Origin of the sequence: Aeromonas sp. (assembly GCF_051657805.1) — a bacterium.
Classification (GTDB): domain Bacteria; phylum Pseudomonadota; class Gammaproteobacteria; order Enterobacterales; family Aeromonadaceae; genus Aeromonas.
Genome location: NZ_JBOFLJ010000003.1, coordinates 318,238 through 344,652, shown reverse-complemented (window position 1 = coordinate 344,652; position 26,415 = coordinate 318,238). Strand labels below are relative to the sequence as shown.

The following is a 26,415-nucleotide window of genomic DNA, read 5'->3' as shown; positions in this document are numbered from 1 at the left end:
AGCGCAACGAGCGTCCACCTGGCGGTGAGCATGGATCCACAAGGAGTAGTGAAGATGGTGAAGACCCGGATCATACCGCCGGCGCAGGGGGCCCATGCCTACCCGCTGCTGATCAAGAGCCTGCTGCTGTCGGGGGGGCGCTACTATCCCGAGCGGGAGATAGTCTATGCCGACCGGCTGCGCTACGACTACCGTACCCTCAAGGCGCGCATCAACCGGCTGGCCAACCTGCTGACGGCATCGGGGGTGGGGCCCGGCGATACGGTGGCCCTGCTGGACTGGGACAGCCACCGCTCCCTCGAGTGCTTCTTCGCGGTGCCCATGATTGGGGCCGTGCTGCACACGGTCAACGTGCGCCTCTCGCCGGCGCAGATCGCCTACACCATGGGCCATGCCGAGGATCACCTGGTGTTGGTGCACGACGACTTCCTGCCCATGCTGGCCGACATCCAGGGGTCGCTGCCCACGGTGCGCGGCTACATCCGGCTGACCGATGGGGAGCTGCCCCCAAGCAGTCTGCCCCTGATCGGGGAGTACGAGGCCCTGCTGGCCGGGGCAGATTGCCACTACGACTTCCCCGATTTCGATGAGAACTCGGTGGCGACCCTCTTCTACACCACGGGCACCACGGGGGATCCCAAGGGGGTCTACTTCAGCCACCGCCAGCTGGTGCTGCACACATTGAACGAGCTGACCCTGGCGGCCCATGCGGGCCAGTCCCCCCTCGGCTCGGACGACGTCTACATGCCCATCACCCCCATGTTCCACGTCCACGCCTGGGGCTTCCCCTATGCGGCCACCATGCTGGGGGTGAAGCAGGTCTACCCGGGCCGCTACGAGCCGAACAAGCTGGTGCGCCTCTACCGGGACGAGGGGGTGACCTTCTCCCACTGCGTGCCCACCATCTTGCAGATGATCCTCGATTGCGAGGAAGCGAAGCACAGCTCGCTGCAGGGCTGGAAGATGTTGTTGGGGGGCAGCGCACTACCCCTCGGGCTCGCCACCCAGGCCCATCGGCAGGGGATCCGGATCCAGGCCGGTTACGGCATGTCGGAGACCTGTCCGCTGCTGTGTGTGGTGCATCTGACGCAAGAGGAGCTGGCCCTGCCCATGGAGGAGCAGATCGGGTTGCGGATCCGCACCGGCACCCCCATCCCCCTGGTGGATCTGCGCATCGTCGACGAGCAGGGCCGGGAGGTGGTGCACGATGGCCAGAGCATGGGGGAGATAGTGGTGCGAGCCCCCTGGCTGACCCAGGGCTACCTGAAGGAGCCGGCCAAGGGGGCCGAGCTCTGGGAGGGGGGCTGGCTGCACACCGGGGACATGGCCTCCATCACTCCGGGGGGGACGGTGGAGATCAAGGACCGCATCAAGGATGTGATCAAGACGGGGGGGGAGTGGATAAGCTCGCTCGCGCTGGAGAACCTCATCAGCGCCCATCCCGATGTGCATGCGGTGGCCGTGGTGGGAGTCCCGGATGAGCAGTGGGGGGAGCGCCCCCTGGCGCTGGTGGTGGGCAAGGAGGGGAGCTTCCTGGAGCCCGAGGTCATCAAGGCGCACCTGCTGGGCTTTGTCGAACGGGGTCGCATCAACAAGTGGGCCATTCCGCAGCAGATCTGCATGGTCAGGGAGATCCCCAAGACCAGCGTCGGCAAGGTGAACAAGAGGCTCATTCGTGAGCAGCTGCACGACGAGGGAACGGCCTGAATTGAGTGCTCCATCATAAAGCTGCCATGAGTCCCCTCAATCATCGTGATTGTCTGAGGGGGCTCATTGTTCGGCGTCATGGGCTTGACTACGCTAATTGAGTAATTAAATAAGAGGCGTGCGCCATGGGTAAAAATCAAGTTCATCTTGTCGACGAAGAAGTGGATTTCCCCGCCAACGAACAACTGGTCTCCACCACGGATCTGCAGGGGGTGATCACCTATGCCAACGACCATTTCTGCCGGGTTGCGGGATACAGCAAGGCGGAAATGGTCGGCCAGCACCACAACATGGTGCGACATCCGGACATGCCTAAGGCGGCCTTCGCCGATCTCTGGGGCAAGCTGAAGCAGGGCAAGCCCTGGCGGGGCATGGTGAAGAACCGCTGCAAGGACGGCCGCTACTACTGGGTGGATGCCTATGTCACCCCCATCTTCGAGCAGGGGCGGATCAACGGTTATCAGTCGGTACGCAACCGGGCCGATCCCGAGCTGAAGCGCATCGCCGCGCGCACCTACGCGGGGCTGAAGGCGGTGGAGCGGGGGGAGCGCAAGACGGGTCTCTCTCTGGGGGCGATACGCCATGGGCTGGCCCTCGTCGGTCTCTTGCTGATGCTGGGGGCGGGGGCCTATCTGATGGGGGGCTATGAGCCCCTCTTCATGTTGCTGCCGCTGTTGTGGCTCGGGCTCCTCTATCGCCACGAGATTTTCACCACCCCCCGCTATCTCAAGCAGCTGGCCGAGGAGTATGACAGCCTGACCCGGCTCATCTACTCGGGCAATGAGCCCAGCGCCATCGCCGACTTCCACATCAAGCTGTTGCAGGCCAGGATCCGGACCGTACTCGGCCGGGTGGACGATGCCACTCTCTCGTTGCAGGATCTGGCGGTGCACCTGAAGACGGCCTCCAGCGAGGCGAGCGCCGACATCGCCGAACAGGACATCCAGACCCAGCAGGTGGCCACCGCCATCACAGAGATGGCTGCCACCGCCCACGAGATAGCCCGCAACATCCAGGAGACGGACAACCAGATAGCCCAGGCCAAGGTGCATTGCCAGCATACCGACAAGCAGCTGGAGGATACCCAGCACAGGGTCACCGAGCTGGCCACCCAGGCCGAGCAGGCCTTCACGGCCGCGGTGGCGCTGGCGGAGGAGTCGGATCGCATCGGGGTGCTGATGAGCGAGATCCAGGGTATCGCGGATCAGACCAATCTGCTGGCCCTGAACGCAGCCATCGAGGCTGCGCGAGCAGGCGAGCAGGGGCGGGGCTTCGCGGTGGTGGCCGATGAGGTGCGTACCCTCTCTACCCGCACCCACAGGGCGACCGAGCAGATCCAGGGCAGCATAGGCCAGATCCAGCGTACCCTGAATGGCTGGAAGGGGATGATGCAGCAGAATCTGGAGCAGACCCAGTCCTGCGTGACCCTGACCCGACAGGGCTCCCAGAGCCTGCACCAGGTGTTGGCGGAGATAGAGCTGGTGGTGGACCTGTCGACCCAGATCTCGGCGGCGGCGGAGCAGCAGCAGGCGGTGGTCGAGGACATCAGCCAGAACGTCAACGTCATCTCCCAGCACTCCCACACCAACAGTAGCAAGATGCAGGACATGGACGCCTCGAGCGATATCCTGCTCACCAAGGCGCGTCAGCTCAAATCGCTGGGGCAAACCTTCGGTTGAGCCCTGGTCAGCAAGCAGCGAGGCCACCCCGGGGTGGCCTCGCTGCGTTGAGAGGGCCTGTTCAGGTCCCTTGTCGCCGTATCCCTCCCTTGTCGTCATACATGGCCTGATCGGCATTGATCAGCCACTCTTCCGCGCTCCAGTCGCACTCATAGGCGCTGACCCCGACGCTGATCCCGATGGAGAGGGACTGGCCATAGACATCGAAGGGGGTGAGGATCACCTGTCGTATCCCCTCGGCCACCCTCTCGGCCTGGACCGGATCATGGTCCGGCAGCAGGAGGATGAACTCGTCCCCTGCCAGCCTCGCGAAGAAGGGGATGTGCATCAGGTGGTGGGAGATCCGCTCCGTCAGCTGGCAGAGCAGGGCATCCCCGTAGCTGTGGCCATAGCTGTCGTTGACCTGCTTGAAGTTGTCAAGATCGCAAAACAGCAGGCAGCCCGGGGTCGGGTGCAGGATCTGCCGCTCCAGCTGCTCCATCAGACAGAGGCGATTGGGCAGGCCGGTGAGGGGATCGCGCCGGGCGAGCTGCAGTATCTCCTGCTCTCGCAACTTGCGCAGGGCCACCTCCCGGTTGAGCCGTTTGTTGCTGACGAAGAGGTAGATGGCCAGCAGCAATATGGTGACGCCGACCCCCAGGCTCAGCAAGAACCAGGGCCGCCAGAAGGCCCACTGCTGGGAGGGAACCTGATAGAGGAAGCCGTCCAGGGGCAATGGTCGCGGGATCAGACCTATCTCCGCGAGCTGGCCCATGATGTGGGTGAAGCGATCCGGATTCATATACCCGATCTCCACATAGAGCGGCTGTATCATCTCCTTGCTCATCTGCAGCTCGAATTCCATGTGGGACTGACTGCGATGGACGCCGTATTCCTGGCGCAGCAGGGCGATGGCCTCCTCGGGGTGGGAGAGGGCGTAGCGCCACCCCTTGAGGCTCGCGGCCCGAAAACGCTCCACCCGCTCCGGGTTGGCCCGCTCCTGAGCCTGGGTCGTGAACAGGATGTCGCTGTAAAAGTCGATACCGTAGTTGCGCGGGTTGATGACGGAGACCGCGATGCCGCGCTCCTCCAGATAGAAGGGCTCGTTGCTGAGATAGGCGTTGAAGATGTCTATCTGGCCGGTGATGAGATCGTCGATATTGACCGAGGTGGGCACGGGGATGAGTTCCCGCTCGTGCAACCCCTGATAGTAGAGGGTGGCCATCAGCTCGGCGTCCTGATGACCGGGAAACATCATGATCCGTTTGCCCCGCATGTCCGCAACGGTGAGAATGCCGCTGTCACGACGGGCGAGGAACACGGAAGGGGAGTGTTGGTAGACGCAGGCGAGGGCCAGCAGGGGTTCTCCCTGGGCGTAGCCGGTGAGCACCTCGGTATTACCCACCCCGAAGTCGGCGCGCCCGGCCAGCACCTCCTGCACCGGGCTGATACCCTTGCCCCCTGGCTTTATCTCCACATCCAGGCCGGCTTCGGCGTAGTAGCCCTTGGCCTTGGCCATGTGATAACCCACAAACTGGGGCTGATGGAGCCAGCGCAGTTGCAGCACCACCCGATCGGGGGGCTTGTCGGCCTGATCGTTGGCCCGTAAAGGAGAAACATGGCCGGCAAGGAGCAGTAGCAGCCAAAACAAGTATCTCGTCATCCGTGCGATTTCTTGTGCTGAAGGTCTATGGGGTGTGGCCTGCGGGCCGGTTTTTGTTTTATTGATGCATTGATTCTAAAGGGTTCTGAATGTACCGGATACTGTCGCAGCAGAAAGATTTCATGGTAGTGAACAAGGGGCCAGGCATTGGCATGCATGACGAGGCCGGGGAGCCCGGCCTCGTCAGCCGGGTCCGTGCGGATACTGGGTTGGCGCTCTATCCCGTCCATCGGCTCGACAAGATGACCTCGGGGCTGCTGCTGCTGGCCCGCACCCCGGAGGCGAACCGCGCACTGAGCATGGCCTTCGCCGAACGGCGGGTGAGCAAGCAGTACCTGGCGCTGTCGGACAGAAAGCCGAAGAAGAAGCAGGGCTGGGTCAAGGGAGACATGCAGAAGGGGCGCGGTGGCAGCTGGATGCTGGCCCGCAGCCAGGAGAACCCTGCCATCAGCTGGTTCGACTCGGCGCCGGTGCGCGAGGGGCTGCGGCTCTATCGCATCAAACCCCAGACCGGCAAGACCCACCAGATCCGGGTCGCCATGAAGAGCATAGGCGCCCCTATCCTCGGGGATGAGCGCTACGGCGGCACCGCAGCGGATCGCGGCTATCTGCACGCCTGGCGTCTTTCGTTCTCCCTGGGGGAGGAGGCATTCGATTTCCTCTGTCCGCCGGATGAGGGGCAGCTGTTTATGCTGCCAGAGCTGCACGCCACTCTCGCCGGGCTGGCGGAATGAGCGCCTCATCCGGGGTGCCGCCGTCTGAATGGCCGCGAGAGGGCTGGATCCTGGCGGACTTTGACGACACCCTGGCGCCGGATGACAGCCACGCGGGTCTGCTACGCCACATCCTGCGCCGCCGCCTCTGGCCGGTGCTGCTGTTGCCGGTCATCGGCCTCGGCGGGCTCGTCTATCTGCTGCCGAGCCGATGGCTGCCACACCAGCGGCGCTGGGGCATCTCCCTCATTTGGTGGGCCATCACCCTCGGGCTCTCTCCCCTCGGCTGGCGCAAGCTGGTGCGCGAATATTGCCGCACCCGGCCCGGCCTCTACACAGAGGCGCGGACCCTGCTGATGACTGAGCGGGATCGCTGCTGGGTGATCTCCGCGAGTCCCCGCGCCCTGGTGCGTGGCCAGCTCCATCGGCAGTTGCCCGGTTACTTGCCCCACCGCATCCTGGGATCCCGCATGCACTATCGCCTGGGCGGCCTGGTGCCCTATTTTTACTGCCACGGCCGCCACAAGATCCTGCCCGAAATCCTGGCGCTCGAGCCGTCTCTCGCCCTGAGCGACAGCCTGCACGATCTGCCGCTGCTGGCGTTGGGAGAGCAGGCCTGGCTCATCAATCCGACCCCGGCTCGGTTGCAAGCTGCGCGGGCAATAGTGCCTCAAATAGAGCCCAAATCCTGGTCCCTGTAAGGCAAAGCTGACAGCCCTGTGGGTCTCTGATAGGGGATCCACAAGGCTGCACTCGCAATGTCACAACTTGTTTACATTTCTGCCGGCGTTCGCCCAAAAAACTATCTTCACCCCGCCTCTTCTCTTCTGCCGCGCCCCTGCCTCTAATGAAACAAGGCATTAACAAATCGTGTTTGAGGAACTCTGACGTCCTGACCTCAGGTCCCTCAATCGGGTTTCATCCATCGTCGGCAAGCGGCCACGGGGCCGCCGCAAGGAGCGCATCATGACCACCTCTTCCTCCCCCACCCATACCATCAACCCCCTCGGCACCGACGGCTTCGAGTTCGTGGAATACACGGCCCCGGATGCCAAGGGCATCGCCGCCCTCAAGGCGTTGTTCGTCTCACTGGGGTTTGCCGAGGTGGCCCAGCACAAACACAAGCAGTGCTGGCTCTACCGTCAGGGGGAGATCAACTTCGTGGTCAACGCCGAGCCCCACTCCCAGGCGGAGCAGTTCGCCAGCCTGCACGGGCCGAGCGTCTGCGGCATGGCGTTTCGGGTGAGCGATGCGGGCCGTGCCCAGCAGTACGCCATCGCCAAGGGGGCCAAGCCCTTTGTCGGCAAGATAGGGCCCATGGAGCTCAACATCCCCGCCATCTACGGCATCGGCGAGAGCACGTTGTCGTTTGTTGACCGCTACGGTGACAAGGGCTCCATCTATGACGTGGACTTCGTCTTCTACCCCGACTGGCAGGCGCGCATGGCCGAGCGGGATGCCGGCCTCTATGAGATCGATCACCTGACCCACAACGTGCAGCGTGGCAACATGGACGTCTGGTCCAACTTCTACGAGCGGATCGGCAACTTCCGCGAGATCCGCTACTTCGACATCGAGGGCAAGCTGACCGGCCTGCATTCCCGCGCCATGACGGCCCCCTGCGGCAAGATCCGCATCCCCATCAACGAGTCCGCCGACGACAAGTCCCAGATCGAGGAGTACCTGCGCCAATATAAGGGGGAGGGGATCCAGCACATCGCCATGGCGTCGAGCGACATCTACCACACCATCCGCACCTTGCGCGGCCGTGGCACCGGCTTTATGCCGACCCCGGACACCTACTACGAGAAGGTGGACAGCCGGGTCGCCGGCCATCAGGAGGATCTGGCTGCCCTGAGCGAGCTGCGCATCCTCATCGACGGCTCGCCGACCAAGGACGGCATACTGCTGCAGATCTTCACCGATACCGTCATCGGCCCCGTCTTCTTCGAGATCATCCAGCGTAAGGGCAACGAGGGGTTCGGGGAGGGGAACTTCCAGGCACTGTTCGAATCCATCGAGCTGGATCAGATCCGCCGGGGCGTGCTCCACGGCGAGAAGAACGGGGAGCTGCACGATGCGTGATCATCACATTTTTCCGCGGACAGGAGGTTGCCATGCGTAACTGGATTAGCTTTCCCCACCGGGAGGGAACCCACTCCCGCCAGGCTCACGCCGACTTGCCGGAGCAGGCCATCTACGAGCGCGAGCTCGGGCGATCCGGCTTCTTCGGCCCGGCCACCCACATGCACCACAAGCATGCCCCCACCGATTGGGTCAATTGGGAGGGGCCGCTGCGCCCCAGGGCCTTCGATCTCAACGGCCTGCAGGAGGAGATAAGCTCCCTCTCCCCCTGGGTGATGCCGGACATCTTGCACAACGCCCACTGCCGTTACCGGGTGTGGCGCCTGAGCGAGACCATGCCCTTCCTAGTGCGCAACGCCGACGGCGACGAGCTGCTGTTTATCCACGAGGGGCGCGGGGAGTTTTACTGCGACTACGGCCATCTGAGCGTGCGGGACGGGGACTATGTGGTGATCCCCCGCGGCACCATGTGGCGTATCGAGCCGAGTGAACCGCTGTTTATCCTGATGATAGAGGCCACTGACGACAGTTATCAGCTGCCGGACAAGGGTTTGGTCGGCAATCATGCCATCTTCGATCCCGCGGCCCTGGACGTGCCCGCCATCGACGACGCCTTCCTCGCCCAGCAGGACGAAAACCCCTGGTCCCTGCAGATCAAGCGCCACAATCAGGTCTCGGTCGTCACCTGGCCGTTCAACCCGCTGGATGCCCAGGGCTGGCACGGGGATCTCTGCGTGGTGCGCCTCAACTGGCGCGACATTCGCCCGCTGATGAGCCATCGCTATCACTTGCCCCCCTCGGCCCACTCCACCTTCGTGGCGAGCCGCTTCGTGGTCTGCACCTTCGTGCCGCGCCCCATCGAGAGCGATCCCGGCGCCCTGCGGGTGCCCTTCTACCACAGCAACGACGACTTCGACGAGGTGCTCTTCTACCACGCCGGCGACTTCTTCAGCCGGGACAACATAGAGAAGGGCATGGTCACCTTCCACCCCGCCGGCTTCACTCACGGCCCCCATCCCAAGGCGTTTGCGGCGGGGCGTGCCCACGCCAAGCAGTTCACCGACGAGGTGGCCGTGATGCTGGATACCCGGGATGCCCTGAACGTTGGCAGCCTGTGTGAGGGGGTAGAGAACCCCCGTTACGTCAACAGCTGGCTGCGCCCCGAACTCGCCCAAAGCGGTAAATAAGGATCTGTCATGAAACTCGCAACATTGAATAACGGCAAGCGCGACGGCGCCCTGGTGGTGGTGAGCCGGGATCTCTCCCGCGCTGTCTTGGTGGCGGGCATAGCCCCGACCCTGCAAACGGCCCTGGACGAGTGGGCAGACACGGCTCCCCGGCTGGCCGCCATCTACCACGCCCTCAACGATGGCGCCCTCGCCGATGCCTTCCCGTTTGATGAGGCCGATTGCCTCTCCCCGCTGCCCCGTGCCTACCAGTGGGCCGATGGCAGCGCCTACGTCAACCACGTGGAGCTGGTGCGCAGGGCCCGCGGCGCCGAGATGCCGGACAGCTTCTGGCACGATCCCCTGATGTATCAGGGGGGATCGGACAGCTTCCTGGCACCGCGCGGCCCCATTGTCATGGGGTCGGAGGAGTGGGGCATCGATTTCGAATCGGAAATTGCCGTCATCACAGACGACGTGCCCATGGGGGTGAGCAAGGAGGGGGCGGCAACTCACGTCAAGCTGCTGATGCTGGTCAACGATGTGAGCCTGCGCAACCTCATCCCCGGCGAACTCGCCAAGGGTTTTGGCTTCTTCCAGTCCAAACCCTCCAGCAGCTTCTCGCCGGTGGCCATCACCCCGGACGAGCTCGGTCAGGATTGGCGCGAGGGCAAGGTGCACCTGCCGCTCCTGACCCATCTGAACGGCGCCCTGTTCGGCGCCCCGGATGCTGGGCTCGACATGACCTTCAACTTCTTCGAGCTGATTGCCCACGCCGCCAAAACCCGGCCCCTCGGGGCTGGCTGCATCATCGGCTCGGGCACCGTCTCCAACTACGACAGAAGCGCGGGTTCCTCTTGCCTCGCCGAGCTGCGGATGCTGGAAATTATCGAGTCGGGTCAGGCCACTACACCCTTCCTGCGCTTTGGTGATACAGTGTCCATCGCGATGCAGGATCGCAACGGGATGAGTCTGTTTGGTTCCATTTTGCAGCGTGTCACGCAAGGGGATGCCGGCCAGACGAGCTAGGAGGCCTGGGCCGATCACAAGGTCGGCAGGCGACAAGGCAGGTGCTGGGCACCTGCCATCACAGGGACAGAATATGCTGCAGTTGTTTGGATATTGGCGTTCATCGGCCAGTTTTCGCGTGCGTCTGGTGTTGCAACTGAAGGGACTCAGTTATGAGCAGCACCCGGTCAATCTGAGACAGGGTGAGCAGAGAGAGAAGGCCTATCGCCGCGTCAATCCCCAGGGGCTGGTGCCCTTTCTTATCGACGGCGAGGTGCAGATAGGCCAGTCCGTCGCCATCATGGAATACCTCGACGAGACCTATCCCGCCTACCCGCTGATGCCCTCCGCCGCCGAGGACAGGGCCAGGGTGCGCCAAATCGTCAACATGATCGCCTGCGATATCCACCCCCTGAACAACTTGCGGGTGCTCAACTACCTGGAGCAGGAGCTGGGGCAGGGCAAGGCGCACCGCGACAAGTGGTACTGCCACTGGATCGACGAGACCTTCACCGCCCTCGAGCAGTTGCTGATGACCACGGCCGGGGTCTACAGCGTCGGCAACGAGGTGACCCTGGCGGACTGCATGCTGGTGCCCCAGGTCTACAATGCCCGCCGCTTCAACATGACCCTGAGCGACTACCCCACCATAGAGCGCATCGTCGCGAACTGTGAACAGTTGCAAGCCTTTATTCAGGCGGCCCCAGCCAGCCAGCCGGATGCGCAGGCCTGATATCCGATAGAGAGGTTGGGCAGGTTCATGCCAGCCCAACCTGCAATGCCCCGCGCGACCGACCTCACTCCCCACGCCCTACGGCGTTCCATTACAGCCATACAGCTTGAATCCGGGCCGCTCACCCAATCGCCTGTAGTACTCCTCCACCGCCGGCAGTGATGGTCGATCGAAAGGGGTCTCCAGCCAGCGGTTGACGGAAAGCCCGATGGGGATGTCGGCGAGCGAGAAGCGACTCCCCACCACATAAGAGCCCGTGGATTGAAGCTGGCTGTCCAGGATCTGCATGTGTCTGGACCAATCCGCACAACCTGCGTCGAGCGTCTGGCTGTCCTGATGCAAGGGCGAACGCCTGACCAGGGACAGGAAGGGGTAACGCCAGGCGCTGTTCAAGTCAGACGCTTGCCAGTCGATCCACTGATCGACCCTGGCCCTCGCCCGGGCCTCGGTGGGGTAGAGGGCTTCGTCGCCGTAGTGCGCGGCCAGGTAGCGGATGATGGTGTTCGACTCCCACAGGGTGAAGTCAGCATCCTGAATGACCGGCACCATGGCGTTCGGGTTCAGCGCCAGGAATTCGGGGGTATGGGTCGATCTAAATCCTGTTCCCCACTCCTCCAGCTCGAAAGGCAGGTTCAGCTCGGCGCAGATCCAGAGCACCTTGCGCACATTGATCGACGAGGCCTTGCCCAATATCCGTAACATCTTTCGTCCTTGTCCGATGGGATCCATCGAGGAAGCATCCCATCGGGCAAGGGGATAAAGCAATGGTCATGGCTGACGGATTGCTAACTGCGGCCAGAAGCCGCGGTAGCACGTTTAGCTCCAGGCTCAATGACTACTACGCAATCAGGGCCCCGTACTTTCAGCCGAACGTGCGGGGCCCTGGTTGATGAATGGATTGTTTAGCCGCGGGCCGTCTTGGGCTGGAAGAAGGCGATAAACTTGCCGAACTTCTCCTCGTCGTAACTCTTCCCCTTCTCCAGCAGCCCGGTGTTGAAGGACTCCAGCAGCTTGCCCTTGTCATCCAGCACGTAGAAGTGGGGCACCCCCAGATACTCTGGATAGGATTTCAAGAAGGCTTGATTCTTGTTCTCCTTGCTGACATTCACCTTGACCACCACGAAGGTCTGGTTGAATTGGCTGGCAAGCTTGGGCTCCCTGTCCAGAAAGTGGTTCATCTCCTGGCACCAGCTGCACCACTCGCCCCCCACCAGCAGCAATACCTTCTTGCCCTCCCGCTCGGCCCTGGCGCTGGCGGCTGCTAGGTCTTTCGCCGGATCCCGCTGCTCGTCATAGCCCTGGCTGTAGTCGGGCAGCCCCTTGGCCCAGAGGTGGTCGGCGGCCTGAGCCGCGCCATTGAACAGGGTGGCGCCCAGCATCAGGGGCAGTAACAGTCGTTTCATGAGATCTTCCTTGTGTCGTTATTGTTTGGCTTCCAAGCAGCAACAATGTGACACGAACGAACCCCGCCGCCAAGGACAATAGGGGCATGAAATATGCGAAAAGCGGCATTGTTAAGCCACGAAGACACGCATGAAAAAGCCCCTCGTGGGAGGGGCCTGGTGATCTCGATGGGGGAGGAGGGGCTTAGTAACCCTGCTGGTGGACGTCCATCACGGCGCGGCCGGACGGGTCTGCCATCTCCTTGAACTTGGCATCCCATTCCAGCGCGGTCGGGGTAGAGCAGGCGACCGACTTGCCGTAGGGCACGGTGCGGGCGGCGGCTTCCAGCGGGAAGTGCTCGTCGAAGATGGCGCGGTAGAAGTAGGCCTCCTTGGTGAGCGGGGTGTTGACGGGGAAGCGGAATGCCGCCGCCTCGAACATCTGATCCGTCACTTCCTCTTCGACCATGGCCTTGAGGCTGTCAATCCAAGAGTAACCCACGCCGTCGGAGAACTGCTCCTTCTGACGCCAGGCCACCTCGTGTGGCAGCAGATCCTCGAAGGCTTCCCGCAGTATGTGCTTCTCGATCTTGCCCTTGCCACACATTTTGTCGGCGGGCTGCAGGCGCATGGCCACGTCCATGAACTCCTTGTCGAGGAAGGGCACGCGGCCCTCCACGCCCCAGGCGGCCATGGATTTGTTGGCCCGCAGGCAGTCATACAGATGCAGGGAGGCGAGCTTGCGTACGTTCTCCTCGTGGAACTCTTTGGCGTTCGGCGCCTTGTGGAAGTAGAGGTAGCCGCCGAACAGCTCGTCCGAGCCTTCGCCGGAGAGCACCATCTTGATGCCCATCGCCTTGATGTAGCGGGCCATCAGGTACATGGGGGTGGAAGCACGGATGGTGGTGACGTCATAGGTCTCGAGGTGATAGATGACGTCCCGCAGGGCATCCAGACCCTCCTGCACGGTGAAGTGGATCTGATGGTGTATGGTGCCGAGGTGATCGGCCACCTTGCGGGCGGCGGCGAGATCCGGCGAGCCTTCCAGACCCACGGCAAAAGAGTGCAACTGGGGCCACCAGGCCTCGCTCTTGCCGTCGTCCTCGATGCGGCGCGCCGCATAGAGCTTGGTGATGGCGGAGATGACGGAGGAGTCCAGGCCGCCGGAGAGCAGCACGCCGTAGGGCACGTCGCACATCAGCTGGCGCTTGACAGCCGCTTCCAGCGCGGCCTTCAGCTCTGCCTTGTCACTGACGTTCTGCTCCACCGCCTGATATTCCATCCAGTCACGTTTGTACCACTGTTTAAGCTCGCCATCCTTGCTCCACAGGTAGTGTCCCGGCGGGAAGGTCTCGACGCTCTTGCACACGGGTACCAGGGCCTTCATTTCTGAGGCCACATAGAAGTTGCCGTGCTCGTCGCGGCCGGTGTAGAGGGGGATGATCCCCATGTGATCGCGACCGATGAGGTAGGCGTCCTGCTCGGCGTCATAGAGGATAAAGGCGAAGATACCGTTGAGATCATCCAGGAAGGCGGGGCCCTTCTCCTTGTAGAGGGCCAACAGCACCTCGCAGTCGGAGTGGGTCTGGAACTGGAAGTCGACCTTGAGGCCCTTCTCCAGCTCCTTGTGGTTGTAGATCTCGCCGTTGACGGCCAGCACGTGGGTACGCTCGGGGTTGTAGAGGGGCTGGGCGCCGTTGCCCGGATCGACGATGGCCAGGCGCTCATGCACCAGTATGGCCTTGTCGGAGCTGTAGACGCCGGACCAGTCAGGCCCGCGGTGACGCAGTCGCTTGGACATCTCCAGGGCCGATTTGCGCAGGGAGGCTGCGTCGGACTTGATGTCCAGAATGCCGAAAATAGAACACATTGGCGGTAATCCTCATTGATTTTTATATGAGCCCCCCACGTTTGGGCTCGAAATTCCATTTACATTCCTCGTCAATCACAATGCCTAGCGGAAAACCCTTTTGCAAGCGGGAAAACCGCACAAAATCATGCCGCCAGCGTCAAGCTGGCGGCATGGAAAGGGGGTCGGGAGAAGGGAATGAATTGACGGGCGCGTCAAGTCGCCGCGGGTTCGAAGATCACATAGAGCTTGCGGCAGGCGACGAGAGTCTCCCACTCGCCGACGAAACCCGCCGGTATGACGAACTGGCTACCCGGGGTGAGGTGCAGCTTGCCCCCCTGGCCGTCGTGGATCAGCGCTTCCCCTTCGAGCAGCTGGCAATACTCGTGCTCGGTGTAGCGCACGGCCCAGCGGCCGGGTTCGCAGGACCAGAAGCCCACGTGGAACTGCTGGCTCGGATCCGAGTAGTGGTTCCACAGGGTCTGGCTCGGGTTGCCGGACTTGATGCGATCCGCCGGTGGGGTGAGCGGGGTGGGGGAGACGAAGTGATCGTCCAGCAGGATCCAGTCGCTGAGGCTCTTCATGGGGCTTCCTTGCAATGAGGGGAGCGTCCTGCTCCCGTTTAGTTTATTTAACGATATTGCAATTAAGTTAAACGAAGAGGGCCCCCTTGCCAAGGGGGGAGAGATCCGGCGATGGGGACTCGGGGGCCGCAGGGGAGGGGCTTAGACGATATCGATGTCGACGACTGAGTCGAAGATGTGGTTCGGTCTGAACGGCATGCGGTCGATGTCCGCCACCTTGCTCACCCCCGAGAGTACCAGCACCGTCTCGAGGCCGGCCTGGAAGCCTGCCAGAATGTCGGTGCGCAGGTTGTCGCCGATGATGATGGTGTCGTCGGAGTGGGCCTCCATCCGGTTCAGGGCCGCGCGGATGATCCAGGCGCTCGGTTTGCCCACGTAGAACGGCTTCTTGCCAGTCATCCGCTCGATGGGGGCGCAGAGGGCGCCGCAGGCCGGGTGCATCATGGGGCCGTGGGTGTCCGGGTTGGTGGCGATGAAGCGAGCCCCCTGATCCACGAACTTGGCGCCTTGCTGCATCATGGTCCAGTTGTAGTTGCGGGTCTCTCCCACCACCACGAAGTCGGGGTCTATGTCGGTGATGGTGAAGCCGGCCTTGTAGAGCTCGTGAGTCAGGGCCCCTTCGCCGATCACATAGGCCTTCTTGCCATCCTGGCGCTTGAGAAAGTCGGCGGTGCCCATGGCGGAGGTGTAGAAGCACTCCTCGGGCACTTCGATCCCGGCTGAGCGGAAGCGGTTTTGCAGATCTTTCTGGGTCTGGGCCGGGTAGTTGGTGAGGAACAAGAGCCTGCTGCCCTGTTCCAGCAGGCGGTGAACGAAGCGGTCGGCCCCCGGAATGAGATCGTTGTTGTGCAGTATGACGCCGTCGATATCGCAGATGACGTTTTTCTTCATAGGTACTCCTCGTAGGGCGACAGGGCGCTAAACGGCGCCAACTGTGAATATCTTCAATCAGTTATGGTTTTTGTGCCGCCATTATATGTCGGTTTCATGACAAATCTCCCCCGGCGCGCCAGATGGGTGCACAATGGAAGATAGGGAGGGGCCGTCCCGGCGGTGCCCGCACAGGATCTGACGATGGAGCCGTCATCATGGAACACTTTATTGCCGGCTTGCCCAAGCTGGAGTTGCACCTGCATATCGAGGGCACGCTGGAGCCCGAGCTGATGTTTGCGCTGGCCGCTCGCAACGGGGTCAACCTGCCCTGGCCCGACGTCGCCAGCCTGCGGGCCGCCTACGAGTTCGACTGCCTGCAATCCTTCCTCGATCTCTACTACCTCGGCGCCAGCGTGCTGCAGACCGAGCAGGACTTCTTCGATCTCACCTGGGCCTATCTGGAGCGCTGTGTCGCCGACCACGTGGTGCACGCGGAAATCTTCTTCGATCCCCAGGCTCACACCGCCCGCGGCGTCCCCTTCGCCACCGTGCTGGGCGGCATAGAGCGGGCCTTGCAGGCCGGCGAAGCGGCCTTCGGGATCAGCTGGCGACTCATCATGAGCTTCTTGCGACACCTCAGTGAAGAGGCGGCCTTCGCCACCCTGGAGGAGGCGCGGCCTCATCTGCCCCGCATCCACGGCATCGGACTCGACTCGAGCGAGCTTGGCAACCCCCCCGCCAAGTTTGCCAGGGTGTTCGCCGCGGCCCGGGCGCTGGGCTTGCCGGCGGTGGCCCATGCGGGGGAGGAGGGACCGGCCCAGTACATCTGGCAGACCATCGAGGAGCTGCAGGTGAAGCGTATCGATCACGGGGTGCGCTGCACCGAGGATCCGGCCCTGGTGAGCTACCTGGCAAATACCCGGCTGCCGCTCACCGTCTGCCCGCTCTCCAACGTGCGGCTCAAGGTGTTCGACGAGATGGCGCATCACAATGTGCTCGAGCTGTTGGAGAAGGGGCTCTGCGTCACCATCAACTCCGACGATCCCGCCTATTTCGGCGGCTATATGGGGGCAAACTTCCGGGCGCTGGTACAGGATCTCGGGGCCAGTCGGGAGCAGCTCTGCCGCCTCTCCCTCAATGCGGTGGAGGCGAGTTGGCTCGGTTTCGCGGACAAGGCGCGGCTGACCCACGACATTCGTGCCCATGGGGCCTGTCACGGCGCCGTGCTCTAGGGCTGACCTGCTTCGGCTGGGAGTCTGCTGGCCGGCTCGCTGGAGCCTCGTCTTTCGCACCGATTAAAAACAGTGCACCCGCCATGGCGGGTGCACTGTTTTTGCTTGCGTCAGGGCGCGGGATCAGGCCGGTTGCGGCTCAGTGCTGGCCTGATAGACGGGGTAGTCGATGAGGCCCTGCTCGGCGCCGCCAAACAGGGTGGCCGGATCGTGGGGGGCCCAGGGGTAGCCGTGGCGCAACCGGTTCGGCAGATCCGGGTTGGCCACGAAGGGGCGACCGAAGCCTATCATGTCGGCCCAACCCGCCTCGAGGGCGACCCGCGCCCGCTCGCCATCGTACTTGCCCGCGTAGATGAGGGTGTGGGGGAAGGCGTCTCTCAGTCCCTGCTTGAACGTTTCCGGCATCAGGGGGGCATCCTCCCAGTCCGCCTCGGCGATATGCAGGTAGACGATGCCTATCTCACCTAGCAGCTTGGCGGCGGCCAGATAGGTCTCTTGCGGGTTTGCATCGACCGTGCCGTTCAGGGTGGTGAGGGGGGCCAGGCGCACACCGACCCTGTCTGCCCCTATCTCGGCGCTGACCGCCTCGGTCACTTCTCTCAAGAAGCGCAGCCGGTTCTCCAAGGATCCGCCGTAGCTGTCGGTGCGGGCATTGGATTCAGAATCTAGGAACTGGTTGATGAGGTAGCCGTTGGCGGCGTGCAGCTCGATGCCGTCAAAGCCCGCGTCCATGGCGTTGCGGGCGGCGCGGCGGAACTGGCCCACCACGGCGTCGATATCGGCCTGGGTCATGGCGCGGGGCAGCACGGTTTCCACGAAACCGGGGGCGTCGCTGCCGTTGTCGACGAACACCTTGACACCGTCAGCCTTGATGGCGGAGGCCGAGATGGGCTGGGCGCCGCCTATGTTGTCCGGGTGGGTGACTCGGCCCACGTGCCAGAGCTGGGCGAAGATGGTGCCCCCCTTGGCGTGGACGGCGTCCGTCACCAACTTCCAGCCGGCGACCTGCTCGGCGCTATGGATGCCCGGGGTCCAGGCATAGCCCTTGCCCATGGGATCGACCTGGGTGCCTTCGCTCACGATGAGGCCGGCCTCGGCCCGCTGACCGTAGTAGGTGGCCATCATGGCATTGGCCACATCGCCGGGCTGGCTGGCGCGGGAGCGGGTCATGGGGGGCATGACGATGCGGTTGGCGAGGTGCAGTTGACCGAGGCGCAGGGGGCAGAACAGGTTGTCGTGGCTCATCGTGAATTCCTCATTTGGGATTGAGGCCACTCTACGTTCGGACGTCATTGTGAAAAAGATGGGTAATTGCAGAAGAGAATTGCAACTTGTGCAGCAATCGAGGGGGAACAGCAAAAAAAGAGGGCCGACGGGCCCTCTGTGTTTATTCATGTGCAGTCATTCATGGAGATGGGTCCTGCCATCCTCAAGGCTGCCGCGCCCCGATCCGCACCCGCTCGATGCGCCGCTCGCTCACCGCCAGCACCTCGAAGCTGTGCTCGCCAAGCTGCAGTCGCTGGCCCTGACTCGGCAGGCTGCCGAAGTGGGAGAGCAGCATGCCCGCCAGGGTTATGTACTCGTCGCTCTCGCTTACCAGGCCGTCGCAACCCAGCACCTGCTCCACCTGATGGAGATTGGTGCTGCCGTTGATGAGCCACTCCTCGCCGTCGCGCACCACGTCCGGGGTCTCGTCCTCGTCCGGCAGTTCGCCGACGATGGCCTCCAGCAGATCGTGGGTGGTCACCAGCCCCTGGATGACGCCGAACTCGTCCGTCACCAGGATGAGGCTGCCCCTGGCCTGGCGCAGCTCCGCCAGCAGGCGGATCACGTTGATGCTTTGCGGCACTATGACGGGATCGTTCTGTTTCGCCAGCTCGCGCAGGGGCTGACCCTCGTTCAGGGCAAACAGCAGGTCCCGTGCCTTGATCACGCCGATGAGGTCGTCCAGCCCACCGTCACAGACCGGGAACAGGCTGTGGGGGACGCGCTGCAGCAGGGCGCGGATCTCGTCCGCGCTGTCGTTGACGTCGATCCACTCCATCTCGGCGCGAGGGGTCATGATGGTGCGAATGGATCGATCGGCCAGCGACAACACCCCGCTCACCATGTAGCGCTCCTCCTCGCCAAAGCCGGGGGGCAGGGCTTGCTCCTGCTCCTCGTCTTCTTCCTGTTCCCTAGATGGGTTGCGCTTGCTGCCCCCCATGAGCTGGAAGATGGCGGCCGTGGTGCGCTCACGCAGGGGCAGCCTGGATTCGTGGCGACGGGCGCTGCGCTGGGCCAGCTGGTTGAAGAACTCGATGAGCACCGAGAAGCCGATGGCGGCGTAGAGGTAGCCCTTGGGAATATGGAAGCCGAAGCCTTCCGCCACCAGGCTGAAGCCTATCATCAGCAGGAAGCTCAGACAGAGCACCACCACGGTCGGGTGGGCGTTGACGAAGCGGGTCAGTGGTTTGGAGGCGAGCACCATCACCACCATGGCGATGGTTACGGCGGCCATCATGACGCCTAAGTGATCCACCATGCCGACGGCCGTGATGATGGAGTCCAGGGAGAAGACTGCGTCCAGCACCAGGATCTGGGCGATCACCACCCCGAAGCCGGCATAGACACCGACCTGGCCCTGGGCTTCAGGCTTGGCTTCCAGACGCTCATGCAGCTCTGTGGTGGCCTTGAACAGCAGGAACAGGCCGCCCCCCATCAGGATGAGATCCCGACCGGAGAAGGAGAGTTCGCCGAGCTGTAGGATGGGCTGGGTCAGGGTGACCAGCCAGGACATGATGCTCAGCAGCCCAAGTCGCATCAGCAGCGCCAGCGACAGGCCTATGATGCGGGCCCTGTCCCGTTGGGCGGGGGGGAGCTTCTTCACCAGGATGGCGATGAAGACCAGGTTGTCGATCCCGAGTACGATTTCCAGGATGATCAGGGTAAACAGACCCACCAGCAGGGAGGGGTCCAGCAAGAATTCCATGTCATAAACCTCAATAAAAACAAACAGAATAGGTGTCAGTCACGGCAAGGGCCGCGGCAGTCTAAGGCTGTTGTTCAGAGGCGCTGATTGAGCAGGTAAAGATAGGCTTTGATGGGAAAAGACGAAGGGCTACTTCGGGGGTTGTCCATGATGGGCAATAAAACCTCGGTTAAAAATGAACCTCGATGATAACGGTTGTCGCTGATTTGGCAAGAGGCTTGTTATGGGGCGGTAACGGGCGGGTGTTATGGCGGTCATGTGTATCAACCCTCGGCAGGGTTAAAAATGACAATGAAGTTAATAGAGGCATATTCACCGAGCAAGAAACGGGTGTATAGATGGTATTTATCAAGCCATATACTCAATGGAATCTATAAACGAGACTCAGCTTATTAAGCTTGATGTTGTTTCTCTATCACAATGCCATGTTATTTTGGGTAAACACGCTATTTTAGGTGATGGAAATATTAAATGCGTAATAGGTCCATGGGGGCTGCGTCGTAAAAATAACGTCTGTCGGCGTAAAAATAAAGCGGGGAGGTGATGCCTCCCCTTGCTGATCACACCTTGATGAGTCTGAGTTGACCGCCCTCGGATCGGGCTATTCGTTGCCGGTATAGGCGGCGCCCTGCACATGACCCTTCTTGTCACTGAGGCAGGACCAGGGAGCCTCGGCGCCCGGCACCTGGATGGTGACGCCCACACCGGCCTCGGAATCCAGCACTTCGGTGACCTTGAGTTGGGAGACTGGCACCCTGGTCTTGCCCGACACTGCCTTCAGGCAGGCGGTTTCGGCCGGACTGGCCTTGCTGGCGGGGGCGCTCTTAGTTACAGCGCCTGCATTCTTGCCGGATGCTCCAGCGCTTGGCTGGCAAATACCCGAGCCTTTCTTGCTGGTGTAGGAGACGTCGTATTGCTGCCCTGTCTTGCTGATGGAGAGGGTGACGCCGGCGCCCTTGGCTTCATAGAAGTCGTCGCTGTATTTCTTGAGCTTGGCCTCCTTGCCATTGATATAGACGGCGCCGCCTTCATCGCTGTGTATCTGGACTTGGCCCGGACACTGATAGTTCAACTGGGGCAGGGCAGCACTCGCCGTGCCAGCCATTGCCAAGGTGGCGATTGCGATGAGCATTTTTTTCATGACTATTACCTTCACTGTTTAACAATATGTTGCTTGTTATTTTATTGGGACATAACAACAAGGTGTTTCGGCAAATATCCTTTCATCCGAGGTCAAAATAAATAGCGTCTGTACTTAATGTTAGCAACGAAATTTTTGTGTCGTTTTGTACATGAAAATGGTTATTGATACGCGCTCAGGATGAGCCGAATATTATTTACATGAATAGCCACATTGATACAAATAAAGACAGGGGAAATGCAACATAAGGGGGCGTGGGGAAAGTTAATACGTGGAGGTTACTACTTGATGGGCGATCTGAGCGGCTCAAAGGCACCAGATCTTGCTGTGTCATCATCACGCGGGGTTGGGCCCCGCGCGGCATGAGAGAGAAAAAAGTCAGAGCCAGCGCTTCTCGCGGGTGAAGCAGACCGACAGCCAGGCATCCCCCAGGGTGTCGCCGAGGCGGGACCAGAGCTCTTGGCGCAGGGCATCCTGGCGCTCGATGGGCCACTCCTGATCCGGGGCCACCAGGATGTTGAGTTCGAGATCGAAGCGGCGGCCGCTTTTCGCCAGATGGCTGTAGCACTCGACCCCGTGGCGCTGGCGCAGGGCCTCTATCTCGCTGGCCACCAGCCGGGAGACATCCCCCTTGGGGGCGATTTTCAGCACTTCCCGCAGGTTGCGGCCGAGTACCTTGATGGGGATCAGGGTGGCGCACAGGGCCAGCAGGGTGACCAGCACGGGGTCTATGTAGCGGTTGTACTGGCCATGGCCGATGGCATCGAGGCCGATGGCCACCAGAAAACCGATGAGCAGGGTGGCGCTCAGCAGGGTATCCACCAGCCACTCCTTGGCGTCGACCCGCACCAGTTCGGAATTGATCCGCTCGGCCACCGCAGACTCGACCTTGTAGATGATGGCGCAGAAGAAGGTGCAGACGGCGGCGTAGATGAGGGCGTGACCGAGGTCTATCTCCCGCCCGCCGCTCATCAGGGAACTGATGCCGCTGTGCAGGGCGCCAAGACAGAGCAGCAGTATGATGGTGCCGTTGATGACGTTGGTGATGGGCTCGAAGTGGGCGTAGCCATATTGGAAGCGGGCATCGGAGGGGCGGGTGACCAGGTAGGCGGTGATGAGTCCAAGGCCCGTCATGCCCATGCTGAACAGGGTGAAGATGCCATCAAGCATGATGGCGTTGGAACCGACGAACAGGCCATAGCCGATCCCGAACAGGGCAAAACCTATGCACCCAAACAGTGACAGGGTCAGCGCCTGTTTTTCGGTGCGGATCAGCGTACTGATAACATGGCTGTAATGAGCCATAAATGTCCTCCTTTCAAATGGTGAAGATTGAGCGCGCAAGCGGTTTTCTAGCTGATATACTGCCGGCTCACATGTGAGCGGACCGGCCAAGGCAGCCCGACAGAGGCAAACCAGGCGGTCGTTGTCGCCGGCACTCCGGCATCAAGCAAAGGAAGGGAACAAGGATTCATGATCCCGAGACTCGATTACCAGGACAGTTTGTCATCCACAACCCTGCAGTTCCTCGATGTGTTGGGACGCAGCGCATTTCGTGGTGATATCGAAAAGTCTTATGCAAGTCGGTTGGCGATGGCGACGGACAACAGCGTCTATCAGGTTATTCCAGAGGCGGTCCTCTATCCGCGCAGTGCGGACGATATTGCGGTGATGCTCAGATTGGCCCAGGAGAGCGCCTACGCCAGCTTGAGTTTCTTCCCTCGCGGCGGCGGCACCGGCACCAATGGCCAGTCTCTGGGCGGCGGCATTATCGTCGATCTCTCCCGCCATATGAACCAGATCCTGGAAATTAATCTGGAAGAGGGCTGGGTGCGTGCCCAGGCCGGGGTGGTGAAGGATCAGCTCAACGCCTATTTGAAACCCCATGGCTACTTCTTCTCGCCGGATCTCTCCACCTCTAACCGCGCGACCTTAGGGGGCATGGTCAACACCGATGCCTCCGGCCAGGGGTCGCTGGTCTACGGCAAGACCTCGGATCATGTGCTGGGCCTCAAGGCCGTGCTGGAAAACGGCGATCTCATGAGCACAGAGCCGGTCAATGGTTCCCGCCTCAAAGACAAACTGGCACTGGATAACCGGGAAGGGGAGATCTATCGCACCCTCTATCGCATCGGCAAGGAGCGGCGCACCGACATAGAAGCCACCTTCCCCAAGCTCAACCGCTTCCTCACCGGTTACGATCTCAAGCACCTTTATATCCCCGAGAGCGACACCCTGGACGTCAGCCGGGTGCTGTGCGGCTCGGAAGGCTCCCTCGGTTTCATCACCGAGGCCCGCCTCAACATCACCCCCATCCCGCGCTACCGGACGCTCGTCAACGTCAAGTACGACAGCTTCCCCTCCGCGCTGCGCAACGCTCCCTTCATGGTGGAGGCCCACGCCTTGTCGGTGGAGACGGTGGACTCCCGGGTGCTGGGACTGGCCCGGGCCGACATCATCTGGCACTCGGTCAAAGAGTTCATTCAGGAGGTGCCGGGCAAGGATCTGCAGGGGCTCAACATCGTCGAGTTTGCGGATACCGATGAAGCCGAGCACCAAGCAAAGGTGGCCGAGCTGTGTCGGCGTATAGACGCGCTGCTGGCCAAGGGGGAGGCGGGGGTCATCGGTTATCAGGTGTGCAGCCATCTGCCGAGCATCGAGACCATCTACGCCATGCGCAAGAAGTCGGTGGGGCTGCTCGGCAATGCCGAAGGGCGCAAGAAGCCGGTGGCCTTCACCGAAGACACCGCCGTGCCGCCGGAGTCGTTGGCGGACTTCATCATGGAGTTTCGCGCCCTGCTGGACGACCATGGCCTTGACTACGGCATGTTCGGTCACGTGGATGCCGGGGTGCTGCACGTGCGCCCGGCGCTCGACCTGTGCGATCCGGAACAGGAGGTATTGCTGCGGCGCATCTCGGATCAGGTGGTGGCACTCACCGCCAAATATGGCGGCCTGATGTGGGGGGAGCACGGCAAGGGCTTCCGCTCCGAGTACAGCCCCGCCTTCTTCGGTGCGCTCTGGGAGGAGTTGCAGCGGGTGAAGGGGGCCTTCGACCCCCAGAACCGCATCAACCCCGGCAAGATCTGCGTGCCCCATGGCAGCGGCGCCGAACTGGTGTCGGTGGACGGCCCCAAGCGCGGCAAGTTCGATCGCCAGATCCCCATCGCCGTGCGGGAAAGCTATACCCGGGCGCTGGATTGCAACGGCAACGGTCTCTGCTTTACCTTCGAGACCGACTCCCCCATGTGCCCCTCGGTCAAGATCAGCAAGGACAGGCGCCACTCTCCCAAGGGGCGGGCCGGGTTGATGCGCGAGTGGCTGCGCCAACTGGCGGAGCAGGGCTTCGACCCCCTGAGCGAAGAGATTGAGCTGCAAAGCGGCGGTCTGCGCATCAAGGCCATCGTCGACAAGCTGCGCAATACGGTGGCCCGCGCTCGCGGTCAGTATGACTTCTCCCACGAGGTGATGGAGGCGATGGAGGGGTGCCTCGCGTGCAAGGCATGCACCAGCCAGTGCCCCATCAAGGTGGATGTGCCGAGCTTCCGTGCCCGCTTTATGCAGCTTTACCATGGTCGATATTTGCGCGGCCCCAAGGATTACTTTGTCGGCACCGTCGAAAGTTACGCGCCCCTGCTCGCCAAGGCGCCGAGACTGGTGAACTTCTTCCTGGAGAAGGAGTGGGCCCAGAAGGCGAGCGAGAAGAGCATCGGCATGGTGGACGTGCCGCTGCTCTCGGTGCCGACATTGGCCGAGGAGCTGCGGGATCACAAGGCCCGCTACTTCGATCTGGCGGGTCTGGAGGCCATGAGCCCAGAGCAGCGCAAGAGGGTGGTGCTTATCGTCCAGGATCCCTTCACCAGTTATTACGACGCCCCCGTGGTGCGGGATCTGGTGAAGCTCGCGAGCAAGCTCGGGCTTCAGCCCTATCTGTTGCCGTTCAAACCCAACGGCAAGCCCCAGCACGTGAAGGGCTTCCTGCGCGCCTTCGCCCGCACCGCGGCGAGCGGCGCCCAGTTCCTCAACAAGATGGCGGCCCTCGGCATCCCCATGGTGGGGGTGGACCCCTCTCTGGTGCTCTGCTATCGGGACGAGTACGCCAAGGCCCTTGGCCCCGCCCGTGGCGACTTCCAGGTGATGCTGCCCCAGGAGTGGCTGCTCTCCTTGCCGGCAGACAAGTTACCCCCCCCTGAGACTCGCGTAGCCGGGCAAGGGGAGGGGGAGCCCTGGTATCTGTTCGCCCACTGCACCGAGAAGACCGCCAAGCCCTCCACCCACGGCGACTGGGGCACCCTGTTTAGCCGCTTCGGCGCCAGGTTGCAGCCGGTGTCTGTGGGTTGCTGCGGCATGGCGGGCACCTATGGCCATGACGCCAAGCAAGTGGAAAACTCCAAGGGCATTTATGGCCTCAGCTGGGCCGAGCCCCTCGCGCGTCTGCCCAAGGAGCGCTGCCTCGCCACCGGTTACTCCTGTCGCAGCCAGGTGAAGCGGATGGAGGGGGAGAAGCTCAAGCATCCGCTGCAGGCCCTGCTGGAACTGCTCTGATGCTGACCTTCCCCAAGCGGTTTCGGGTGCCGCAAGCCTATCGGCGCCCCAACCTGCTGCTGTTGCCGGTGAGTCCCACCCAGGCGGTGGTGGAGTTCGTCGCCATCTTGCGCGAGCGCGAGCAACTGCATCAGCTGTTTCGCCCGGACGATCTCTGGCCCTCCGCCCACTTCAGCCTGAGCCAGCACGAGGCGGATCTGGAGTGGCAGCGCTCCGAGTTTCTGGCCAAGCGCTCCTTCGCCTACGGCCTCTGGAGCCCGGAGCGGGAGCCCGAGTTCTGGGGCGGGGTCTATCTCTACCCCTCCGTGCTGCCGGAGGTGGAGGTGGAGCTCTTCTTCTGGAAGGTGGCCGACGCCCCCCTCGGCGATGCCGAGCTCGAGGCCGAGCTGCGCGACTGGCTGGGGAAGGTCTGGCAGTGGCGAACGCCTTGCCTGCCGGGGCGGGACACCCCCTGGGAGGAGTGGCCGGGGGTCACCTACCCCTGGTGAAGGGGTTTATCCCCGTCGAGTCCTTTTTGTCTCAAGATGCCCCGATTTCGGGGCATTTTTCTTGTCCCGTTTTGCACCGGCCCCGGCAGTTTTGTTAAGGTCTTCGGCAACCCGTTGATCACGTTCACTCATCACACAGGAATCCGCTCGCCATGAGTCAAGAGAACGCCGCCATCTGGCGCAAGCCCATGAGCCTGGAGGGGCTCAACGCCAGCTCCCGCAACACCCTGATGGCCCACCTCGATATCCACTACACCGACTTCGGGCCCGACTGGCTCGAGGCGACCATGCCGGTGGATCACCGCACCCATCAGCCGCTCGGCATGTTGCACGGCGGCGCCTCCGTGGTGCTGGCGGAGACGCTGGGATCGCTCGCGGCCAATATGGCGGTGGGGGCGGACAGCTATTGCGTGGGATTGGAGGTCAATGCGAACCACCTGAGGGCCAAGCGGGAAGGGGTGGTGACCGGGCGCTGCACCCCCTTGCATCTGGGGGCGACCACCCAGGTGTGGCAGATAGAAATTCGCGACGAGCGGGGGCGTTTGCTCTGCACCAGTCGGCTCACCATGGCGGTGCTCAGGCACAAGCAGGACAAGGGATCCGGCGAGAAGTGATCG

The 26,415-nt window shown here is 62.3% G+C and carries 22 protein-coding genes; 12 read left to right on the top strand and 10 right to left on the bottom strand.

All coding sequences use genetic code 11. The annotated features are described in order from the left end of the window. The first annotated feature begins 30 nt into the window (after window positions 1–30). Together ACRCYW_RS01925 and ACRCYW_RS01920 are read left to right on the top strand one after the other, a co-directional pair. Window positions 31–1,707 carry a fatty acid--CoA ligase gene (locus ACRCYW_RS01925; protein WP_438548489.1) on the top strand — a complete coding sequence of 559 codons (1,677 nt, stop codon included), beginning with the start codon at window positions 31–33 and terminating at the stop codon, window positions 1,705–1,707. Between the two features lie 125 nt (window positions 1,708–1,832). After that, window positions 1,833–3,386 (top strand): methyl-accepting chemotaxis protein, encoded by a 1,554-nt coding sequence (locus tag ACRCYW_RS01920; RefSeq protein WP_438548488.1) that lies wholly within the window; start codon window positions 1,833–1,835, stop codon window positions 3,384–3,386. 61 nt (window positions 3,387–3,447) lie between these two features. Here the strand turns inward: ACRCYW_RS01920 and ACRCYW_RS01915 are convergent, their stop codons facing one another. Further along, window positions 3,448–5,028, bottom strand: coding sequence for an ABC transporter substrate-binding protein (locus ACRCYW_RS01915; protein ID WP_438548487.1), 1,581 nt, complete (start codon window positions 5,026–5,028; stop codon window positions 3,448–3,450). Between the two features lie 89 nt (window positions 5,029–5,117). Here ACRCYW_RS01915 and ACRCYW_RS01910 point away from each other — a divergent pair, with 89 nt between their 5' ends. The 6 genes from ACRCYW_RS01910 (at window position 5,118) to maiA (ending at window position 10,733) form a co-directional block, all read left to right on the top strand. Continuing rightward, window positions 5,118–5,762, top strand: a complete 645-nt coding sequence (locus ACRCYW_RS01910) for a TIGR01621 family pseudouridine synthase (RefSeq protein ID WP_438548486.1) — start codon at window positions 5,118–5,120, stop codon at window positions 5,760–5,762. Then, window positions 5,759–6,442, top strand: a complete 684-nt coding sequence (locus ACRCYW_RS01905) for an HAD family hydrolase (protein WP_438548485.1) — start codon at window positions 5,759–5,761, stop codon at window positions 6,440–6,442. Before ACRCYW_RS01910 ends, ACRCYW_RS01905 begins: the two co-directional genes overlap by 4 nt. A gap of 265 nt (window positions 6,443–6,707) precedes the next feature. Then, on the top strand, window positions 6,708–7,826 hold the full coding sequence (gene hppD, locus ACRCYW_RS01900) for a 4-hydroxyphenylpyruvate dioxygenase (protein ID WP_438548484.1): 1,119 nt from the start codon (window positions 6,708–6,710) through the stop codon (window positions 7,824–7,826). A gap of 32 nt (window positions 7,827–7,858) precedes the next feature. Beyond that, window positions 7,859–9,013: a homogentisate 1,2-dioxygenase gene (locus tag ACRCYW_RS01895; protein WP_438548483.1), complete on the top strand. Its 1,155-nt coding sequence runs from the start codon at window positions 7,859–7,861 to the stop codon at window positions 9,011–9,013. A gap of 9 nt (window positions 9,014–9,022) precedes the next feature. After that, entirely contained in the window at window positions 9,023–10,021 is a 999-nt protein-coding gene (locus tag ACRCYW_RS01890) for a fumarylacetoacetate hydrolase family protein (protein WP_438548482.1), read from the top strand. A 73-nt stretch (window positions 10,022–10,094) separates the two neighbouring features. Further along, window positions 10,095–10,733, top strand: coding sequence for a maleylacetoacetate isomerase (maiA, locus tag ACRCYW_RS01885; protein WP_438548481.1), 639 nt, complete (start codon window positions 10,095–10,097; stop codon window positions 10,731–10,733). Between the two features lie 78 nt (window positions 10,734–10,811). On the opposite strand, the gene ACRCYW_RS01880 is transcribed toward maiA, so the two are convergent. From ACRCYW_RS01880 to ACRCYW_RS01860, 5 genes are all read right to left on the bottom strand, one after another. Then, entirely contained in the window at window positions 10,812–11,435 is a 624-nt protein-coding gene (locus ACRCYW_RS01880; protein ID WP_438548480.1) for a glutathione S-transferase family protein, read from the bottom strand. Window positions 11,436–11,635: 200 nt separating this feature from the next. After that, the gene (locus ACRCYW_RS01875) at window positions 11,636–12,136 is read right to left on the bottom strand and encodes a thioredoxin family protein (RefSeq protein WP_438548479.1); all 501 of its coding nucleotides are present in this window, start codon (window positions 12,134–12,136) and stop codon (window positions 11,636–11,638) included. A gap of 184 nt (window positions 12,137–12,320) precedes the next feature. Continuing rightward, window positions 12,321–13,985: an asparagine synthase B gene (gene asnB, locus ACRCYW_RS01870; RefSeq protein ID WP_438548478.1), complete on the bottom strand. Its 1,665-nt coding sequence runs from the start codon at window positions 13,983–13,985 to the stop codon at window positions 12,321–12,323. Window positions 13,986–14,179: 194 nt separating this feature from the next. After that, a complete protein-coding gene (locus tag ACRCYW_RS01865) occupies window positions 14,180–14,548 on the bottom strand; it encodes a cupin domain-containing protein (RefSeq protein WP_438548477.1) in 369 nt (122 codons plus the stop codon). A gap of 141 nt (window positions 14,549–14,689) precedes the next feature. Further along, entirely contained in the window at window positions 14,690–15,439 is a 750-nt protein-coding gene (locus ACRCYW_RS01860) for an HAD-IIA family hydrolase (RefSeq protein ID WP_438548476.1), read from the bottom strand. Window positions 15,440–15,636: 197 nt separating this feature from the next. Between ACRCYW_RS01860 and ACRCYW_RS01855 the strand changes: the two genes are divergently transcribed. Then, window positions 15,637–16,653: an adenosine deaminase gene (locus ACRCYW_RS01855; protein ID WP_438548475.1), complete on the top strand. Its 1,017-nt coding sequence runs from the start codon at window positions 15,637–15,639 to the stop codon at window positions 16,651–16,653. Between the two features lie 123 nt (window positions 16,654–16,776). On the opposite strand, the gene ACRCYW_RS01850 is transcribed toward ACRCYW_RS01855, so the two are convergent. The 4 genes from ACRCYW_RS01850 to ACRCYW_RS01835 all read right to left on the bottom strand — a co-directional run bounded on the left by ACRCYW_RS01850 (window position 16,777) and on the right by ACRCYW_RS01835 (window position 22,070). Next, window positions 16,777–17,898, bottom strand: a complete 1,122-nt coding sequence (locus ACRCYW_RS01850) for an alkene reductase (protein ID WP_438548474.1) — start codon at window positions 17,896–17,898, stop codon at window positions 16,777–16,779. Window positions 17,899–18,082: 184 nt separating this feature from the next. Continuing rightward, entirely contained in the window at window positions 18,083–19,624 is a 1,542-nt protein-coding gene (locus ACRCYW_RS01845) for a TerC family protein (RefSeq protein WP_438548473.1), read from the bottom strand. Window positions 19,625–20,225: 601 nt separating this feature from the next. Continuing rightward, window positions 20,226–20,765 (bottom strand): hypothetical protein, encoded by a 540-nt coding sequence (locus tag ACRCYW_RS01840; RefSeq protein ID WP_438548472.1) that lies wholly within the window; start codon window positions 20,763–20,765, stop codon window positions 20,226–20,228. A gap of 378 nt (window positions 20,766–21,143) precedes the next feature. Then, window positions 21,144–22,070: a cation diffusion facilitator family transporter gene (locus tag ACRCYW_RS01835; protein ID WP_438548471.1), complete on the bottom strand. Its 927-nt coding sequence runs from the start codon at window positions 22,068–22,070 to the stop codon at window positions 21,144–21,146. Between the two features lie 168 nt (window positions 22,071–22,238). Between ACRCYW_RS01835 and ydiJ the strand changes: the two genes are divergently transcribed. From ydiJ to ACRCYW_RS01820, 3 genes are all read left to right on the top strand, one after another. Further along, complete coding sequence (gene ydiJ, locus ACRCYW_RS01830) at window positions 22,239–25,310, top strand: D-2-hydroxyglutarate dehydrogenase YdiJ (RefSeq protein WP_438548470.1); 3,072 nt, start codon at window positions 22,239–22,241, stop codon at window positions 25,308–25,310. Further along, window positions 25,310–25,798: a hypothetical protein gene (locus tag ACRCYW_RS01825; protein ID WP_438548469.1), complete on the top strand. Its 489-nt coding sequence runs from the start codon at window positions 25,310–25,312 to the stop codon at window positions 25,796–25,798. Before ydiJ ends, ACRCYW_RS01825 begins: the two co-directional genes overlap by 1 nt. Window positions 25,799–25,950: 152 nt before the next feature. Continuing rightward, on the top strand, window positions 25,951–26,412 hold the full coding sequence (locus ACRCYW_RS01820; RefSeq protein WP_438548468.1) for a hotdog fold thioesterase: 462 nt from the start codon (window positions 25,951–25,953) through the stop codon (window positions 26,410–26,412). The last annotated feature ends 3 nt before the right edge of the window (window positions 26,413–26,415 follow it).

Excerpts from the sequence above, each read along its gene's own strand:
- ACRCYW_RS01820 (WP_438548468.1), top strand. The coding sequence starts at position 25,951 with ATGAGTCAAGAGAACGCCGCCATCTGGCGCAAGCCCATGAGCCTGGAG.
- ACRCYW_RS01895 (WP_438548483.1), top strand. The coding sequence starts at position 7,859 with ATGCGTAACTGGATTAGCTTTCCCCACCGGGAGGGAACCCACTCCCGC.
- ACRCYW_RS01910 (WP_438548486.1), top strand. The coding sequence starts at position 5,118 with ATGTACCGGATACTGTCGCAGCAGAAAGATTTCATGGTAGTGAACAAG.
- ACRCYW_RS01855 (WP_438548475.1), top strand. The coding sequence starts at position 15,637 with ATGGAACACTTTATTGCCGGCTTGCCCAAGCTGGAGTTGCACCTGCAT.
- ACRCYW_RS01920 (WP_438548488.1), top strand. The coding sequence starts at position 1,833 with ATGGGTAAAAATCAAGTTCATCTTGTCGACGAAGAAGTGGATTTCCCC.
- hppD (WP_438548484.1), top strand. The coding sequence starts at position 6,708 with ATGACCACCTCTTCCTCCCCCACCCATACCATCAACCCCCTCGGCACC.
- ACRCYW_RS01865 (WP_438548477.1), bottom strand. The coding sequence starts at position 14,548 with ATGAAGAGCCTCAGCGACTGGATCCTGCTGGACGATCACTTCGTCTCC.
- asnB (WP_438548478.1), bottom strand. The coding sequence starts at position 13,985 with ATGTGTTCTATTTTCGGCATTCTGGACATCAAGTCCGACGCAGCCTCC.
- ACRCYW_RS01915 (WP_438548487.1), bottom strand. The coding sequence starts at position 5,028 with ATGACGAGATACTTGTTTTGGCTGCTACTGCTCCTTGCCGGCCATGTT.
- ACRCYW_RS01825 (WP_438548469.1), top strand. The coding sequence starts at position 25,310 with ATGCTGACCTTCCCCAAGCGGTTTCGGGTGCCGCAAGCCTATCGGCGC.
- maiA (WP_438548481.1), top strand. The coding sequence starts at position 10,095 with ATGCTGCAGTTGTTTGGATATTGGCGTTCATCGGCCAGTTTTCGCGTG.
- ACRCYW_RS01845 (WP_438548473.1), bottom strand. The coding sequence starts at position 19,624 with ATGGAATTCTTGCTGGACCCCTCCCTGCTGGTGGGTCTGTTTACCCTG.
- ydiJ (WP_438548470.1), top strand. The coding sequence starts at position 22,239 with ATGATCCCGAGACTCGATTACCAGGACAGTTTGTCATCCACAACCCTG.
- ACRCYW_RS01850 (WP_438548474.1), bottom strand. The coding sequence starts at position 17,898 with ATGAGCCACGACAACCTGTTCTGCCCCCTGCGCCTCGGTCAACTGCAC.
- ACRCYW_RS01880 (WP_438548480.1), bottom strand. The coding sequence starts at position 11,435 with ATGTTACGGATATTGGGCAAGGCCTCGTCGATCAATGTGCGCAAGGTG.
- ACRCYW_RS01925 (WP_438548489.1), top strand. The coding sequence starts at position 31 with ATGGATCCACAAGGAGTAGTGAAGATGGTGAAGACCCGGATCATACCG.
- ACRCYW_RS01890 (WP_438548482.1), top strand. The coding sequence starts at position 9,023 with ATGAAACTCGCAACATTGAATAACGGCAAGCGCGACGGCGCCCTGGTG.
- ACRCYW_RS01905 (WP_438548485.1), top strand. The coding sequence starts at position 5,759 with ATGAGCGCCTCATCCGGGGTGCCGCCGTCTGAATGGCCGCGAGAGGGC.
- ACRCYW_RS01875 (WP_438548479.1), bottom strand. The coding sequence starts at position 12,136 with ATGAAACGACTGTTACTGCCCCTGATGCTGGGCGCCACCCTGTTCAAT.
- ACRCYW_RS01860 (WP_438548476.1), bottom strand. The coding sequence starts at position 15,439 with ATGAAGAAAAACGTCATCTGCGATATCGACGGCGTCATACTGCACAAC.
- ACRCYW_RS01840 (WP_438548472.1), bottom strand. The coding sequence starts at position 20,765 with ATGAAAAAAATGCTCATCGCAATCGCCACCTTGGCAATGGCTGGCACG.
- ACRCYW_RS01835 (WP_438548471.1), bottom strand. The coding sequence starts at position 22,070 with ATGGCTCATTACAGCCATGTTATCAGTACGCTGATCCGCACCGAAAAA.